This window comes from Bacteroides sp. 90-K9/2, from assembly GCF_047310725.1.
Classification (GTDB): Bacteria; Bacteroidota; Bacteroidia; order Bacteroidales; family Bacteroidaceae; genus Bacteroides; species Bacteroides vicugnae.
Window position 1 is genome coordinate 139,136 of record NZ_JBCGVL010000010.1, and the last position, 17,445, is coordinate 156,580.

The 17,445-nt window shown below is 42.7% G+C and carries 9 protein-coding genes; 8 read left to right on the plus strand and 1 reads right to left on the minus strand.

Features of this window, described 5'->3' with window-relative positions; genetic code table 11:
- Window positions 1-30: 30 nt before the first annotated feature.
- Window positions 31-4,581 (minus strand): glutamate synthase large subunit, encoded by a 4,551-nt coding sequence (gene gltB, locus AAHJ11_RS19165; protein ID WP_195649975.1) that lies wholly within the window; start codon window positions 4,579-4,581, stop codon window positions 31-33.
- 362 nt (window positions 4,582-4,943) lie between these two features.
- Here gltB and glmS point away from each other — a divergent pair, with 362 nt between their 5' ends.
- From glmS to rfbA, 8 genes are all read left to right on the plus strand, one after another.
- Entirely contained in the window at window positions 4,944-6,788 is a 1,845-nt protein-coding gene (gene glmS, locus AAHJ11_RS19170) for a glutamine--fructose-6-phosphate transaminase (isomerizing) (RefSeq protein ID WP_413580024.1), read from the plus strand.
- A gap of 125 nt (window positions 6,789-6,913) precedes the next feature.
- Window positions 6,914-8,797 carry an amidophosphoribosyltransferase gene (locus AAHJ11_RS19175; protein ID WP_148367523.1) on the plus strand — a complete coding sequence of 628 codons (1,884 nt, stop codon included), beginning with the start codon at window positions 6,914-6,916 and terminating at the stop codon, window positions 8,795-8,797.
- 27 nt (window positions 8,798-8,824) lie between these two features.
- The gene (carA, locus tag AAHJ11_RS19180) at window positions 8,825-9,973 is read left to right on the plus strand and encodes a glutamine-hydrolyzing carbamoyl-phosphate synthase small subunit (protein WP_074558392.1); all 1,149 of its coding nucleotides are present in this window, start codon (window positions 8,825-8,827) and stop codon (window positions 9,971-9,973) included.
- Window positions 9,974-9,982: 9 nt separating this feature from the next.
- Window positions 9,983-13,210 carry a carbamoyl-phosphate synthase (glutamine-hydrolyzing) large subunit gene (carB, locus tag AAHJ11_RS19185; protein WP_320974796.1) on the plus strand — a complete coding sequence of 1,076 codons (3,228 nt, stop codon included), beginning with the start codon at window positions 9,983-9,985 and terminating at the stop codon, window positions 13,208-13,210.
- Between the two features lie 284 nt (window positions 13,211-13,494).
- The gene (locus AAHJ11_RS19190; RefSeq protein ID WP_148367519.1) at window positions 13,495-14,442 is read left to right on the plus strand and encodes a tyrosine-type recombinase/integrase; all 948 of its coding nucleotides are present in this window, start codon (window positions 13,495-13,497) and stop codon (window positions 14,440-14,442) included.
- A gap of 351 nt (window positions 14,443-14,793) precedes the next feature.
- Window positions 14,794-15,375, plus strand: a complete 582-nt coding sequence (locus AAHJ11_RS19195) for a UpxY family transcription antiterminator (protein ID WP_148367516.1) — start codon at window positions 14,794-14,796, stop codon at window positions 15,373-15,375.
- 66 nt (window positions 15,376-15,441) lie between these two features.
- Window positions 15,442-16,554 (plus strand): MraY family glycosyltransferase, encoded by a 1,113-nt coding sequence (locus AAHJ11_RS19200; RefSeq protein WP_148367514.1) that lies wholly within the window; start codon window positions 15,442-15,444, stop codon window positions 16,552-16,554.
- Between the two features lies 1 nt (window position 16,555).
- On the plus strand, window positions 16,556-17,443 hold the full coding sequence (gene rfbA / locus AAHJ11_RS19205) for a glucose-1-phosphate thymidylyltransferase RfbA (RefSeq protein ID WP_004309285.1): 888 nt from the start codon (window positions 16,556-16,558) through the stop codon (window positions 17,441-17,443).
- Window positions 17,444-17,445 lie beyond the last annotated feature (2 nt).

The following is a 17,445-nucleotide window of genomic DNA, read 5'->3' on the forward strand; positions in this document are numbered from 1 at the left end:
TAGTAAATTGTAAATAGTCAAATTGTAAATCTAATAGTCTCTTTGCATATCTGCAATTTTTTGTTGTAACTTTCTCATTTGTTCTTCCTGCAGTACTTTTTTGTATTCGATGGGCACTACTTGGATGAATTGGTCTACGTAATGATTCCAGTTGTCGAGTAGGATGCGTGCCAGTTTCGAGCCTGTGTAGAGGTAATGCTGGCGGATTAGTTCGTGCAACTCTTTCCGGTAGCTGGCTTCTTCGATGAGTGACAGTTCCACCATTTCCATGTTGCAGAAATAATCGAAGTTACCGTCCTTGTTCCATACATAAGCCACACCGCCACTCATACCGGCTGCAAAGTTACGTCCGGTTTGTCCGAGGACTACCACACGACCTCCGGTCATGTATTCGCAACAGTGGTCACCCACGCCTTCCACTACGGCGACTGCGCCGGAGTTACGAACAGCAAAACGTTCTCCTACACGGCCGTTGATATATACTTCACCGCTTGTTGCGCCATAAAGCAAGGTATTACCGGCGATTGTATTTTTTTCGGCTTCGAAGTTGCTGCGGATAGGAGGCAATACGGAGATACGTCCGCCACTCAATCCTTTGCCCAGGTAATCATTCGCTTCACCTTCCAGTTTAAAGTTAACTCCCGGTACGAGAAAAGCTCCGAAAGACTGACCTGCCGAACCTTTGAATTTTACATTCAGCGTATGTTCCGGCAATCCTTTGGCACCGTATTTCTTGGCGATCACTCCGGAAAGCATAGCACCTATTGCACGGTCTGTATTGGCAATCGTATATTCTAAAGAAATCTCTTTCTCATGTTCGATAGCTTCCTGTGCGGCATCGATGATGGTTACATCCTTTACAGTAGAAATTCCATGATCCTGGTCGATGACATGACGGATAGCCGCACTGTTGTCAACACGTGCCAACAATTTGCTGAAGTCGATTAAAGTATGCTTCGGATTCGGGTCATTGGCATCGGACTTGCGTTCGATTAAGTCTGTACGTCCGATGATGTCATCCATCCGGGTGAATCCCATTTCAGCCAAATGCTCACGGACTTCCTGTGCCAGGAATGTGAAAAAGTTTACTAAATATTCACTGCGTCCATGAAAGCGTTTACGTAACTCTTCATTCTGCGTGGCAACTCCTACCGGACAAGTGTTCTGATGACATTTACGCATCATTACACAACCCAATACGATTAATGCGGAGGTGGCGAAACCATATTCTTCGGCACCCATTAATGCCATTAAGATGATATCCCGTCCGGTTTTCAGCTGTCCGTCGGCTTGCAGAACTACTTGGCCACGAAGTCCGTTCAGAACCAGTGTTTGCTGTGTTTCGCTCAATCCTAATTCCGGTGAGATACCCGCATAGCGGATAGAAGAAGCGGGAGAAGCACCCGTACCCCCTTCAGCGCCGGAGATGACAATCAAATCCGCCTTTGCTTTTGCCACACCGGCGGCAATTGTACCGACACCGCTTTCTGCTACCAGTTTCACGCTGATTTTGGCCTGTGGATTTACATTTTTCAAATCGAAGATCAGTTGAGCCAAATCCTCAATCGAATAAATATCATGATGGGGCGGGGGAGAAATTAGCGAAATTCCCGGAATGGAATGACGTGTTTTCGCAATCACATCATTTACTTTAAATCCCGGAAGTTGTCCCCCTTCACCCGGTTTGGCTCCCTGTGCTATCTTAATTTGAATTTCGTCCGCATTCACCAGATACTCTGCCGTTACACCGAAACGACCGGAAGCTACCTGTTTGATCGCACTTCGTAAAGAACTGCCATCCGGCAACGGTTGGAAACGCGCGGCATCTTCACCACCTTCACCAGTATTGCTGCGTCCATGGATTTTATTCATGGCAACAGCCATTGCCTCGTGGGCTTCCTTGCTGATGGAACCAAAAGACATAGCTCCTGTGACGAAACGATGCAGAATATTTTCCACCGGTTCCACCTGATCGATAGAAATAGGATTACGACGGAATCCCAGGAAGTCACGAAGGAAAATAGGCTTCTCTTTTTCGTCTACCAGATGGGTGTACTCTTTAAATTTCTTATAACTCCCCAGTCGTGTAGCCAATTGCAGCGTGCTGATTGTTTCCGGATTCCATGCGTGCTTTTCTCCATCTTTACGGAAAGCATACAAACCGTTGTTTTTTAATAACTCTTCATTTTTAATACCTTCAAATCCATCTTTATGGAAAGCAATGGCATCTCTGGCTATTTCTTCCAGACGGATACCTCCGATCGGTGAACCGAGTCCTCCGAAATAAGCCTTGCTCAACTCTTCACTCAAACCGACAGCTTCGAAAATCTTAGCGCCACGATAGGAGCGGATCGTAGAGATACCCATCTTACTCATGATTTTAAACAAGCCTTTACAGATGGATTTGATATAGTTCTTTTCGGCAGTGGTATAATCCAACTGAATATCCTTGTCTTTTACCAGTCGGTCGAGGACGGCAAATGCCATGTATGGATTCAGGGCACTTGCTCCGAAACCCAACAATAACGCGGCGTGCATCACTTCACGTATTTCACCGCTTTCTACAATCAATGCCGTTTGTACCCGTTTACCAACTGAAATCAGGTGGTGATGAACAGCGCTTACTGCCAGCAATGATGGAATGGCAGCATGGGTAATATCCACCTCACGGTCGGTCAGTACAATGTAGTTTACACCTTCCGTCACGGATTCTTCCGCCATTTTACAAAGATGGGCCAGTGCTTCCTGCAATCCGGCTTTCCCTTTTGCAACCTCAAACAACATAGGGAGTTTGACCGTTTTGAAGCCTTTGTACCGGATATTACAAAGAATATCCAGTTGTGTATTGCTCAAAATCGGGTGGTTCAGGCGTACCATTTTACAATGACTTTCACTGGGTGTCAGAATATTCATGCCGACTGCTCCGATATATTCCGTCAATGACATCACCAGTTCTTCGCGAAGCGGGTCAATAGGCGGATTGGTTACTTGTGCAAATTGCTGACGGAAATAGTTGTAAAGCAACTGCGGCTTATCTGAAAGTACGGCTAGCGGAGTGTCATTGCCCATTGAGTTGATCGGTTCTGCTCCGGTACTTGCCATCGGCATAATCAGTTTTTCGATGTCCTCCTTGGAGTAGCCGAAAGTACGAAGCATACGGTTGTAGTTTTCCACCTGATGGGGAACTTTGCGTCCGCTTTTCAGTTCGTCTAGTTCGATCCGGTTGGTAGATAGCCAGCTGCGGTAAGGTTTGGCTTCAGCCAGCTGCTTTTTCAGTTCACCGTCATAGTAAATTTCACCTTTCTCCGTATCCACCAGCAGAATTTTGCCGGGCTGTAAGCGACCTTTTTCTTTAATGTCTCCCGGTTCGAAATCCATAACACCGACTTCCGAAGCTACCACCATCATATCGTTTTTAGTAATCAAATAACGGGCAGGGCGCAGGCCATTGCGGTCGAGCATACCTCCGGCAAATCGTCCGTCGCTGAAAAGTAGTGCGGCCGGTCCGTCCCATGGTTCCATCAGGATGGAGTGGTATTCGTAGAATGCTTTCAGATCTTCACTGATCGGATTCTTTTCGTTGAAAGATTCTGGTACGAGCATAGCCATGGCATGTGGCAGGCTCAATCCTGACATCACCAGGAACTCTAGCACATTATCCAGAGAAGCACTGTCGCTCATGCCCGGTTGTATAATCGGGCGGATTTCTTTTATATCGCCTAAAGTGGGAGTGGAGAGTACACTTTCACGGGCTTCCATCCATCCTCGGTTGCCACGGATAGTATTGATTTCACCGTTGTGTGCCAGCAGACGGAACGGCTGTGCCAATCCCCATGTGGGGAATGTATTGGTACTGAAACGAGAGTGCACCAATGCCAGTCCGCTGGTAAAATAGCTATTTGTCAGGTCCGGATAGTAGTTGCGCAGTTGTAATGATGAAAGCATACCTTTATATATAATGCTTTTGGTAGAGAGCGACACAACATAAAAATCGTCTTTTGCCGGAATAGATGACAATCTGACTTTATTTTCGATTCTTTTCCGGATCAGGTATAACTTCCGGTCGGCAGTTTCCGTTTCCGTAAATCCGGTGATGAATATTTGTTTGATATCCGGTTCGTTTGCCAGAGCTGATTCTCCCAGGATTTCGGGGCAGGTGGGCACATTGCGCAGATGCATCAATGTGAGTCCTTCTTTTTCAATTTCTTCAATAATAATACTTAGAATAGCTGCCTGGTCTTTTTCGTTTTTCGGCAAAAATAACAATCCTGTGCCGTACCGTCCTTTTTCGGGGACAGGAATACCTTGTAATAAAATAAATTCATGCGGAATTTGAAGCATGATACCTGCCCCGTCACCGGTCTTGTTATCCGCACCCTCGGCACCGCGATGACGCATGTTCTCTAATACCTTTAAAGCCGACTCAACAATGTCGTGTGACTTTTCTCCATGAATGTTAACCAGCATACCAACACCGCAGGCATCGTGTTCGTATGCCGCATCGTACAAGCCCATCTGTTTGGGCTGTCGTTGGTAAGGGAATCCTTCTGTTACGTTGTTAAAAAGTTCTTGTTTCTTCATTCTTAATAGCTTTATTGTATGATAATACCTGTTTGATGTATCAAATTGTTTGGCAAAGTTAGTGTTTTAATTCCAAAATGATAGTAAAATTTAGCTTTTGTGTGACGCGAAATAAGAATAGGAATCTTTATTCTTTTAAATTGTTATTAAAAACAGGAAATTTACTTTTAATTTGTTAGCTTATTTATCCTTATTTGAAGCTGATTGTAATTTATTTCTTTTTGAGCTAAAAATAATATATTATTTAACTTTTTGATGTGTTTGAAACTTTTTTATGCGTTTCTGTCAAATAAATCTGTTTTTTGTTGTCTTTATGTTATTTGTAATGTGTATATTTGCAGGCGAAATAAAAATATCATAATATGTGTGGAATAGTAGGCTATATTGGTAAACGAAAAGCCTACCCTATCCTTATCAAAGGGTTGAAGCGACTGGAGTATCGTGGATATGACAGTGCGGGGGTAGCAATCATTAGTGATGACCAACAGTTAAATGTGTATAAGACGAAAGGGAAAGTCTCCGATCTTGAAAATTTCGTCACACAGAAAGATATTTCCGGTACAATCGGAATTGCCCATACCCGTTGGGCTACTCACGGGGAACCTTGTTCCGCTAACGCCCACCCTCATTACTCTTCTTCCGAAAAGCTCGCTCTCATTCATAACGGTATTATTGAAAACTACGCCGTTCTTAAAGAAAAACTTCAAGCCAAAGGCTATCTTTTTAAAAGTAGTACAGATACCGAAGTCCTCGTTCAATTAATAGAATACATGAAAGTCACTCATCAGGTCAGTCTGTTGACGGCTGTTCAGTTGGCGTTAGGGGAGGTGATTGGTGCTTATGCGATTGCGATTCTTGATAAAGAGCATCCTGAGGAGATTATTGCTGCCCGTAAGAGTAGTCCGTTGGTAGTGGGGATTGGAGAGAATGAGTTCTTTCTTGCTTCGGATGCTACTCCGATTGTAGAATATACCGACAAGGTGGTTTATCTGGAAGACGGGGAAATCGCTGTCTTGAATCTGGGGAAGGAGTTGAAGGTGGTCAACTTGAGCAATGTTGAAATGATACCTGAAATAAAGAAGGTGGAACTCAATCTCGGTCAGTTGGAAAAAGGGGGATATCCGCACTTTATGTTGAAAGAGATTTTCGAACAGCCCGATTGTATTCATGATTGTATGCGCGGACGTATCAATGTGGAAGCTGATAATGTGGTACTTTCTGCTGTGATAGATCATCGGGAAAAGCTGTTGAATGCCAAACGGTTTATTATTGTTGCTTGCGGAACTTCCTGGCATGCCGGACTGATCGGTAAGCATCTGATTGAGAGTTTCTGCCGCATACCGGTAGAAGTGGAGTATGCTTCCGAATTCCGCTACCGTGATCCGGTGATTGACGGGCAGGATGTGGTGATAGCAATCTCCCAGAGTGGTGAGACGGCAGATACATTGGCTGCTGTGGAATTGGCGAAAAGCCGCGGGGCATTTATATATGGTATTTGCAATGCGATCGGATCCTCTATTCCCCGTGCCACTCATACCGGTTCGTATATTCATGTGGGTCCGGAAATCGGGGTGGCTTCTACCAAAGCATTTACCGGACAGGTCACTGTATTGGCGATGCTGGCATTGACACTTGCCAAAACGAAAGGAACCATTGACGAACAGCATTATCTTTCAATCGTACAGGAGTTAAATCATATTCCGGAAAAGATGAAAGAGGTGTTGGAATTGAATGATACTTTGGCGGAGTTATCGAAAACTTTCACTTATGCGCATAATTTTATTTACCTGGGACGCGGATATAGTTATCCCGTAGCTCTGGAAGGTGCATTGAAATTGAAAGAAATATCGTATATTCACGCCGAAGGTTATCCGGCTGCGGAGATGAAGCACGGACCGATTGCCTTGATCGATGCGGAAATGCCGGTAGTGGTGATTGCTACGCAGAATGGATTGTATGAGAAAGTAGTAAGTAATATTCAGGAGATCAAGGCACGGAAAGGAAAAGTGATTGCGTTCGTGACGAAAGGAGATACCGTTATCAGCAAAATCGCTGATTGTAGTATCGAACTTCCTGAAACAATCGAATGTCTCGATCCGTTAATAACTACGGTACCTCTCCAACTTCTTGCTTACCACATTGCGGTATGCAAAGGGATGGATGTGGATCAGCCGAGAAATCTGGCGAAGTCGGTAACAGTAGAGTGATGTGATTTACAATTAGACAATTTACGATTTACGATTGAAGAATCAATGATAGATAGTAAATTGTTTGATTGGCAGGTGGTAATTTAAATCGTAAATAGTAAATCGTCAAATTGTAAATAGTATAGATGGAACAATTGAAACATGAATGTGGCGTTGCCATGATACGCTTGCTCAAACCATTGGAGTATTACGAGAAAAAGTACGGGACATGGATGTACGGTCTTAATAAACTCTACCTGTTGATGGAGAAGCAACATAATCGTGGACAGGAAGGTGCGGGACTGGCATGTGTGAAACTGGAAGCAAATCCGGGCGAAGAATATATGTTTCGTGAACGCGCTTTAGGTTCCGGAGCCATTACGGAAATCTTTGAAAACGTTCAAAACAATTTTAAGGATCTCACTCCCGAACAGTTGCACGATGCAGCGTATGCCAAACGAACTTTACCTTTTGCCGGTGAAGTATATATGGGACATCTTCGTTATTCCACGACGGGAAAATCCGGAATCTCTTATGTGCATCCATTTTTAAGAAGAAATAACTGGCGCGCCAAGAATCTGGCTCTCTGCGGAAATTTCAATATGACGAATGTAGATGAGATATTTGCCCGTATCACTGCCATCGGTCAGCATCCGCGTAAATATGCCGATACATATATTATGTTGGAGCAGGTGGGACACCGTCTTGACCGTGAAGTGGAGCGTGTATTTAATCTTGCTGAAGCCGAGGGGCTTACGGGCATGGGAATCACTCATTATATAGAAGAATATATTGATTTGGCAAACGTGTTGCGTACTTCCAGCCGCGAATGGGATGGGGGATACGTGATCTGCGGATTGACCGGAAGCGGTGAGTCTTTCGCCATCCGCGACCCGTGGGGAATCCGGCCTGCATTCTGGTATCGGGATGATGAGATAGCTGTTCTTGCTTCCGAACGTCCGGTGATCCAGACTGCTTTGAATGTTCCGTTTGAGGAAATCAAAGAATTGCAACCGGGGCAAGCATTGTTAATCAGCAAAGAAGGTAAAATCCGTACTTCGCAAATTAACAAGCCGCGCGAGAATCATGCTTGTTCTTTTGAACGTATCTATTTCTCCCGTGGCAGTGATGTCGATATTTATAAGGAAAGGAAACGGTTGGGTGAAAAGTTGGTTCCGAGAATTTTGAAAGCGATCAATAACGACATCGATCATACGGTTTTCTCTTTTATTCCCAACACTGCGGAGGTTGCTTTCTACGGAATGTTGCAGGGACTGGACGATTATTTGAATGAGGAGAAAGTGCAGCAAATCGCCGCATTGGGGCATCATCCGAATATGGATGAACTGGAAATTATTCTTTCCCGTCGTATTCGTAGCGAAAAGGTGGCAATCAAGGACATCAAACTCCGTACGTTCATTGCCGAAGGAAACAGTCGTAATGATTTGGCTGCCCATGTGTATGATATCACATACGGAAGTCTGGTACCCGGTGTCGATAATCTGGTGATTATTGACGACAGCATTGTGCGTGGTACTACGCTGAAGCAAAGTATCATCGGTATTCTCGATCGTTTGGGTCCGAAGAAGATTGTGATAGTATCTTCTTCTCCACAAGTGCGTTACCCTGATTATTACGGTATTGATATGGCAAAGATGAGCGAGTTTATCGCTTTCAGGGCTGCTGTCGAACTGTTAAAGGAGCGGGATATGAAAGATGTGATTGCGGCTGCTTACCGTAAATCGAAAGATCAGGTGGGACTGCCGAAAGAGCAGATGGTAAACTATGTGAAGGATATCTATGCTCCGTTCACCGATGAGGAAATCTCTGCCAAGATGGTGGAACTGCTGACGCCCAAAGGGACAAAAGCGAAAGTGGAAATCGTCTATCAACCGCTGGAAGGACTGCACGAGGCTTGTCCGCATCATAAGGGCGACTGGTATTTTAGTGGCAATTACCCTACCCCGGGAGGGGTAAAAATGGTGAACCGGGCATTCATCGACTACATAGAACAAATGTATCAATTCTAACAACCATACAACGATTCAATAATAAGAATGAGAAATGTGACATTAATCCTTGACGACGGGAGCCGGTTTTCCGGTAAGTCGTTTGGCTACGAGAAGCCGGTGGCAGGCGAAGTAGTTTTTAATACTGCCATGACCGGATATCCGGAGAGCCTTACTGATCCTTCCTATGCCGGACAGTTGATGACGCTTACCTATCCTCTGGTAGGCAATTACGGTGTTCCTCCTTTTACCATCGAACCGAATGGACTTGCCACTTTCATGGAAAGTGAGAAAATCCATGCGGAAGCGATTATCGTAAGTGACTATTCTTATGAATACAGCCATTGGAACGCAGTGGAAAGTCTCGGCGACTGGCTGAAACGCGAGCAAATTCCCGGCATCACAGGCATCGATACGCGCGAGCTGACTAAGGTTCTTCGTGAACATGGAGTAATGATGGGGAAAATCGTTTTCGATGATGAGCCGGATAATGTGCCTGAAGCAGCATACGCAGGCGTCAATTATGTAGATCGTGTATCTTGCAAAGAGATTATTTGCTATCTTCCTGCCGGAACTTCACAAACTTTCTCCATAAATAGCTCCTATGCGCAGCTTAATTCTCAATTCTCAACTTTCAATTCTCAATTTAAGAAGGTTATTCTGGTAGATTGCGGTGTAAAGACAAATATTATTCGTTGTCTGCTGAAACGTGGTGTGGAAGTAATCCGTGTGCCTTGGGATTATGATTACAACGGACTCGAATTTGACGGGTTATTTATCTCCAACGGACCGGGCGACCCGGATACTTGTGATGCTGCGGTGCAGAATATTCGCAAGGCGATGGCAAACGAGAAATTGCCTATTTTCGGTATCTGTATGGGAAACCAGTTGCTTTCAAAAGCAGGCGGAGCCAAAATTTATAAATTGAAATACGGACATCGTAGCCATAACCAGCCGGTGCGTATGGTAGGTACGGAGCGTTGTTTTATTACTTCACAAAACCACGGTTATGCTGTAGATAATAATACGTTGAGTGCAGACTGGGAGCCGTTGTTCATCAATATGAACGATGGATCCAATGAGGGAATCAAACATAAAAAGAATCCTTGGTTTTCTGCACAATTCCATCCGGAAGCGGCGAGCGGACCTACAGATACGGAATTCCTGTTCGATGAATTTGTAAACCTGCTAAAATAACCGACAATCATGAAAGAAAATATAAAGAAAGTATTGCTGTTGGGTTCCGGTGCCCTGAAAATCGGTGAGGCCGGTGAGTTCGACTATTCCGGTTCGCAGGCACTCAAAGCCTTGAAAGAAGAAGGTATTGAAACCATTCTTATTAATCCCAATATTGCTACGGTACAGACATCTGAAGGAGTGGCGGATCAGATTTACTTCCTTCCGGTGACTCCATATTTCGTAGAGAAAGTGATTCAAAAAGAAAAGCCGGAAGGTATCATGCTGGCATTCGGTGGACAGACGGCTTTAAATTGTGGAGTGGCTTTATATAAGGAAGGCATCCTTGAAAAATATAATGTAAAGGTGCTCGGCACTCCGGTACAAGCTATTATGGATACCGAAGATCGTGAACTTTTCGTTCAGAAATTAAATGAAATCAATGTAAAGACCATTAAGAGTGAGGCCGTAGAAAATGCGGAAGATGCTCGTCGTGCAGCGAAAGAGCTGGGTTATCCGGTAATTGTTCGTGCGGCTTATGCATTGGGTGGCTTGGGTTCCGGTTTTTGTGATAATGAAGAACAACTGGAGCTTCTTGTAGAAAAAGCATTCTCTTTCTCTCTGCAGGTATTGGTGGAAAAATCACTGCGTGGTTGGAAAGAAGTGGAATATGAAGTGGTGCGTGACCGCTTTGACAACTGTATCACCGTTTGTAATATGGAGAACTTCGATCCGCTGGGTATTCATACCGGTGAATCTATTGTTATTGCTCCATCCCAAACGCTTACGAATAAAGAATACCATAAACTTCGCGAGTTGGCTATACGTATCATCCGCCATGTTGGTATTGTGGGTGAATGTAATGTACAATATGCCTTCGATCCCGAATCCGAAGATTATCGGGTTATTGAAGTGAACGCCCGTCTTTCCCGTTCTTCCGCTTTGGCATCCAAAGCAACCGGTTATCCGCTGGCTTTCGTTGCTGCCAAATTGGGATTGGGTTATGGACTCTTTGACCTGAAGAACTCTGTAACCAAGACTACTTCCGCTTTCTTCGAACCGGCATTGGATTATGTCGTATGTAAGATTCCTCGTTGGGATTTGGGTAAATTCCATGGGGTTGATAAAGAATTGGGTTCTTCCATGAAATCTGTTGGTGAAGTAATGGCTATCGGACGCACTTTTGAAGAAGCGATTCAGAAAGGTCTTCGTATGATCGGACAGGGAATGCATGGTTTTGTAGAAAACAAGGAATTGGTTATTCCGGATATTGACAGGGCATTACGTGAACCGACTGACAAACGTGTTTTTGTCATTTCGAAAGCGTTTCGTGCCGGCTACACCATCGATCAGGTGCACGAATTGACGAAGATTGATAAATGGTTCTTGCAGAAGTTGATGAATATCATGAACACTTCCGAAGAGTTGCATAGTTGGGGAAATAACCACAAACAGATTGCCGATTTGCCGGACGAATTGCTTCGTAAAGCTAAAGTTCAGGGTTTTTCTGATTTCCAGATTGCCCGTGCCATCGGTTACGAAGGTGATATGGAAGATGGAATTCTTTATATTCGCAATTATCGTAAGAGTGTGGGGATCCTTCCGGTAGTGAAACAGATCGATACGTTGGCAGCCGAATATCCGGCACAAACCAATTATCTGTACCTTACTTATAGCGGTGTAGCAAATGACGTACATTATCTGGGCGACCATAAATCCATCGTCGTACTGGGTTCCGGTGCTTACCGTATCGGGTCTTCGGTAGAATTTGACTGGTGTGGCGTACAGGCTTTGAATACCATTCGCAAAGAGGGATGGCGCAGTGTCATGATTAACTATAATCCTGAAACCGTATCTACGGACTACGATATGTGCGATCGTTTGTACTTCGACGAATTGACCTTCGAGCGTGTGATGGATATTCTGGAACTGGAGAATCCGCATGGCGTGATTGTATCTACCGGTGGTCAGATTCCGAACAACCTTGCTTTACGTCTGGATGCACAGAATATCCATATTCTTGGTACAAGTGCCAAGAGTATTGACAATGCCGAGGACCGTGAGAAGTTCTCTGCCATGCTCGACCGTATCGGTGTGGATCAGCCTCGTTGGCGTGAGTTGACTTCTATGGATGACATTCAGGAGTTTGTTGAAGAAGTCGGTTTTCCCGTACTTGTTCGTCCGTCTTACGTGCTTTCGGGTGCTGCAATGAATGTTTGTTCTAATCAGGAAGAATTGGAACGTTTCTTGAAACTGGCAGCCAATGTATCGAAGAAACATCCGGTGGTAGTAAGCCAGTTTATCGAACACGCCAAGGAAGTGGAAATGGATGCGGTGGCGCAGAATGGAGAAATCGTGGCATACGCTATTAGTGAACATATCGAATTTGCGGGAGTACACTCCGGTGACGCAACGATTCAGTTTCCGCCACAGAAGTTGTATGTAGAAACTGTTCGCCGTATTAAGCGTATCAGTCGTGAGATTGCCAAGGCTTTGAATATCTCCGGTCCGTTTAATATTCAATATCTGGCGAAAGACAATGATATCAAGGTGATTGAATGTAATCTGCGTGCCAGCCGTTCTTTCCCGTTTGTCAGCAAGGTGTTGAAGATCAACTTTATCGAACTGGCAACGAAAGTAATGCTCGGTCTGCCTGTGGAGAAACCGGAAAAGAATCTCTTCGAACTGGATTATGTAGGAATCAAGGCTTCCCAGTTCTCCTTTAACCGCTTGCAGAAAGCCGATCCGGTATTGGGGGTAGATATGGCTTCTACCGGTGAAGTGGGCTGTATCGGTATGGATACTTCCTGTGCCGTACTCAAAGCAATGCTTTCCGTGGGCTATCGTATTCCGAAGAAGAATATCCTGTTGTCTACGGGAACAATGAAACAGAAAGCTGATATGATGGATGCGGCCCGTATGTTGGTGAATAAGGGATACAAACTCTTTGCAACGGGTGGTACACACAAAACGCTTGCAGAGAATGGAATCGAGAGTACTCATGTCTATTGGCCGAGTGAGGAGGGGCATCCGCAGGCATTGGAAATGCTTCATCGCAAGGAAATCGATATGGTAGTCAATATCCCGAAGAATCTGACAGCTGGAGAATTAAGTAATGGGTATAAAATCCGTCGTGCCGCCATTGACTTGAATATACCGTTGATTACAAATGCCCGTTTGGCTAGTGCATTTATCAATGCCTTCTGTACGATGAGTGTGGATGATATAGCTATCAAGAGCTGGGCAGAGTATAAATAAGCAGAATGTCATCTTTTTGAAAAGAGGCTGACATCACATTGAAATGAAAATGTTAAGGCCGTTCCTGATATTCGGGAGCGGCCTTTGTTGTAGAAATGTAATTTCTCCGTCATTCCTTTTCTACTATAATTTTCCGGCGAGGAATAGCTAAATTTAGTATTAAATCGTATAGGTTACTAAAAACTTTATAAGAAAACGACCGTAAATCACCTTCTTTGTTGTAAATTCGTTCTATTTCTCGTAATATCAAACTTATTTTAATCAATTAATATAGAAAGTAAATTATGAGAAAAGACGGATTTACCGTATGTGCAAATAATTATATAAATTGTTTGCGTCAGGAAGGGCGTTATGCCACAGCGCATGTTTATGAGAATGCACTTCGCTCTTTCACCATATTTTGTGGAACAGAATGTGTGTCATTCAGTTTGATTACTCGTGAGAATTTGAAGCGGTATAGCAGTTATCTGATGTCCTGCCGCTTGAAGTTGAACACGATTTCCACTTATATGCGAATGTTACGTTGCATATACAATAAGGGAGTAGATACTCATCAGGCTCCTTATATTCATCGCTTGTTTCGTGATGTCTTTACCGGAGTAGATACTCGTCAGAAAAAAGCAATTCCTATAAATGAATTACACACGCTGCTTTATAAAGATCCGCAGTCCGAAAAACTTCGCCGGACGCAAGCCATCGCTAATTTGTTATTTTTATTCTGCGGAATGCCTTTCGCCGATCTTGCTCATTTGGAAAAGTCGAATTTGGAGGGGAATATATTGAAGTACAACCGTGTCAAGACGGGAACTCCAATGAGTATAGAAATCTTAGAATCAGCTTCATGTATTGTTTCCCGGCTTCGTAATACGCATTCTGTTGTTCTTCCCGAGCATCCGGATTATCTTTTTTATATATTAAGTGGAAAGAATAAACGGGATGGAGAAGCGGCATATATAGAATATCAATCCACACTGCGTCGTTTTAATAATGATTTGAAGAGTTTAGCCAAGAAACTGCGTATTCATTCATCCGTAACTTCTTATACATTTCGCCATTCCTGGGCAACTACCGCTAAATACAGGGGAGTACCTATCGAAATGATTAGCGAGTCATTGGGGCATAAATCTATTAAGACAACACAAATTTACTTGAAAGGCTTTGATTTGAATGAGCGTACCAAAGTAAATCGACTGAATTATTCTTACGTCAGGAATTATAGGGGAATTCTTTGAAAAGGATATTAAGTCTTTGATAACCAGTCTAAATACGCAGCTGTTACTTCTTAGGTAACGGAAATTATTCGGTGCAAATATAGACAAAATTGTTAATAACATACAAGCAAAATTCCTTTTTTTTCTCTTTTTATTTAAATATACAGTAAAAATGTATCGGGACATGAAACATTCCTATTTCATGTTCTATGAATTCGACTGCCTATACTTTTCAAATATCTCTGTATATCAGGCAAAATGTATCTAAACTCCCTTGTTCGTACGTATTTCTTCTTCTTTTTGTGGTAGGTGTCCAGTACTCTATAATTTCCGTTACCTAAGAAGTAACGGAAACTTAAGGGGTAAAAAAGTATGATTCTAACGAAAGAAACTTTAAGTGCTGGGCCTAAAATTGGGACAGGGGAAGGCGTAGCACACTCTAAACGCTGGTATGTCGCTCTGGTCCGTATGCATCATGAGAAGAAGGTAGCCGAACGTTTAGACAAAATGGGGATTGAAAATTTTGTACCGGTCCAGCAAGAAGTACATCAATGGAGCGACCGCCGTAAAGTGGTTGAATCCGTGCTGCTTCCCATGATGGTCTTTGTACATGCTGATCCTAAAGAACGTAAAGAGGTTCTTTCCTTTTCTACCGTTAGTCGGTATATGGTAATGCGCGGTGAGAGCAGTCCGACTATCATTCCTGATGAACAAATGGCCCGTTTCCGTTTTATGCTCGACTATTCCGAAGAGGCAATCTGTATGAATAGCGCTCCTTTGGCACGTGGTGAAAAAGTACGTGTTGTCAAAGGTCCTTTGACTGGTCTTGTAGGAGAGCTTGTTATGGTGGATGGCAGGAGTAAGATTGCTGTCCGGTTAAATATGCTGGGGTGTGCTTGTGCGGATATGCCGGTTGGGTATGTGGAAAAGATTGAAAATCAAGTTGCTGTATAAAAATGAATTATTGCATCAACTAAATGGGGCTTAATATTAAACTTTATTCATGAAATAATTATTCGAATGAATTATATATTTATAATCTTAGCTTTTGTTATTTCTGTCTGTATAGCGTTATTTGTCATACCTCGCATATTACTAATTTCTCTTCGTAAGAGATTATTTGATATACCAGATAAACGTAAAATCCATACATGTGCCATTCCACGTTTGGGGGGAGTTTCTTTTTTCCCAACGATATTATTTTCTTGTTGTTTGGTATTGGCATTCCGTACTATAACAGGATATTATATTTCAGATTTACATGCAACTTGTTTTTTATTGGAATGTTTGTTTTTAGTCTGTGGGTTGACTCTTTTATATTTGACAGGAATTACAGATGACCTTATTGGAGTGCGTTATCGCCAAAAGTTTGTGATACAAATTCTCTGTGCTTGTTTTTTTTCTATCGCAGAGCTTTGGATAAATGACTTATATGGGTTATTTGGAATATATGCAATTCCAAAGTGGATTGGTATTCCTTTTACTATATTGACCATTGTTTTCATTACTAATGCTATTAATTTAATAGATGGAATTGATGGATTAGCATCAGGATTGAGTAGTGTTGCGCTTTTGGTCTTTGGCCTTTTGTTTATAGAGAAAGGTCTGTGGATGTATAGTATGCTTGCATTTAGTACCTTAGGTGTATTAGTTCCTTTCTTTTATTATAATGTTTTCGGTAATGCAGAACGGGCACGGAAAATATTTATGGGAGATACCGGCAGCTTAACTTTGGGGTATATACTAAGTTTTCTTGCTATCAAATATAGTCAGAACGATCCTGAGGTAATTTCTAATACCAAAGGTACTTTTCTTATAGCCTTTAGTACACTAATAATTCCAGCTTTTGATGTGATTCGTGTGGTAATGGTACGCTTGCGTAATGGAAAGAGCCCTTTTGAACCAGATAAGAATCATATTCATCATAAATTTTTGGCAATGGGATTTACACCCCGTAAAGCTATGATTATTATAATATTAATATCCTGTGCATTTAGTGCTGTAAATATTTTATTGATACCATGGGTGAATAATACTGTGATATTAATAGGAGATATTGTAGCCTGGATTGCTTTAAATCTTTGGTGGGATAAAGTGAGAGATAAGCGCACACATTTAAACAGATTATATTAAAATGAAAGGTATTGTTTTAGCCGGTGGATCTGGTACTCGTTTGTACCCTATTACCAAGGGAGTTAGTAAGCAGCTTCTTCCCATATTTGATAAACCGATGATTTATTATCCCATTTCGGTTTTGATGCTTGCAGGTATTCGTGAGATTTTAATAATTTCTACTCCGTATGACCTTCCTGGTTTTCAACGATTATTAGGTGATGGTTCTGATTTCGGTGTTCGTTTTGAATATGCAGAACAACCTTCGCCTGATGGTCTTGCGCAAGCATTCATTATTGGAGAGGAATTTATTGGTGATGATTCGGTTTGCTTGGTACTAGGAGATAATATTTTTCATGGTCAGGGGCTGACTTATATGCTAAAAGAAGCTGTACGCATGGCTGAAGAAGAAAACAAAGCTACTGTATTTGGCTATTGGGTATCAGATCCCGAACGTTATGGAGTTGCGGAATTTGATAAAAACGGTAATGTATTAGGATTGGAAGAAAAGCCTGTTCACCCAAAATCAAACTATGCTGTAGTGGGGCTTTATTTCTATCCCAATAAAGTGGTTAAAATAGCAAAGAATAGCAAGCCATCTGCACGTGGAGAATTGGAAATAACTACAGTAAACCAATGTTTCTTGGATACTAAAGAATTAAAAGTCCAACTTTTAGGACGTGGTTTTGCATGGCTTGATACTGGTACGCACGATTCTTTATCAGAGGCTAGTAATTTTATTGAAGTGATAGAAAAACGTCAGGGGTTAAAAATAGCTTGTTTAGAAGGAATTGCTTTTCGGAAAGGCTGGATTACTCCTGAAAAAATGATGGCATTGGCACAGCCGATGTTAAAGAATCAATACGGGAAATACTTGATGAATGTAATAGATGAATTAAAAGAAAAATAGAA

What these genes read in the sequence shown, in the direction of transcription:
- rfbA (WP_004309285.1), top strand. Translation starts at nt 16,556, where the DNA reads ATGAAAGGTATTGTTTTAGCCGGTGGATCTGGTACTCGTTTGTACCCT.
- AAHJ11_RS19190 (WP_148367519.1), top strand. Translation starts at nt 13,495, where the DNA reads ATGAGAAAAGACGGATTTACCGTATGTGCAAATAATTATATAAATTGT.
- glmS (WP_413580024.1), top strand. Translation starts at nt 4,944, where the DNA reads ATGTGTGGAATAGTAGGCTATATTGGTAAACGAAAAGCCTACCCTATC.
- carB (WP_320974796.1), top strand. Translation starts at nt 9,983, where the DNA reads ATGAAAGAAAATATAAAGAAAGTATTGCTGTTGGGTTCCGGTGCCCTG.
- AAHJ11_RS19175 (WP_148367523.1), top strand. Translation starts at nt 6,914, where the DNA reads ATGGAACAATTGAAACATGAATGTGGCGTTGCCATGATACGCTTGCTC.
- carA (WP_074558392.1), top strand. Translation starts at nt 8,825, where the DNA reads ATGAGAAATGTGACATTAATCCTTGACGACGGGAGCCGGTTTTCCGGT.
- gltB (WP_195649975.1), bottom strand. Translation starts at nt 4,581, where the DNA reads ATGAAGAAACAAGAACTTTTTAACAACGTAACAGAAGGATTCCCTTAC.
- AAHJ11_RS19200 (WP_148367514.1), top strand. Translation starts at nt 15,442, where the DNA reads ATGAATTATATATTTATAATCTTAGCTTTTGTTATTTCTGTCTGTATA.
- AAHJ11_RS19195 (WP_148367516.1), top strand. Translation starts at nt 14,794, where the DNA reads ATGATTCTAACGAAAGAAACTTTAAGTGCTGGGCCTAAAATTGGGACA.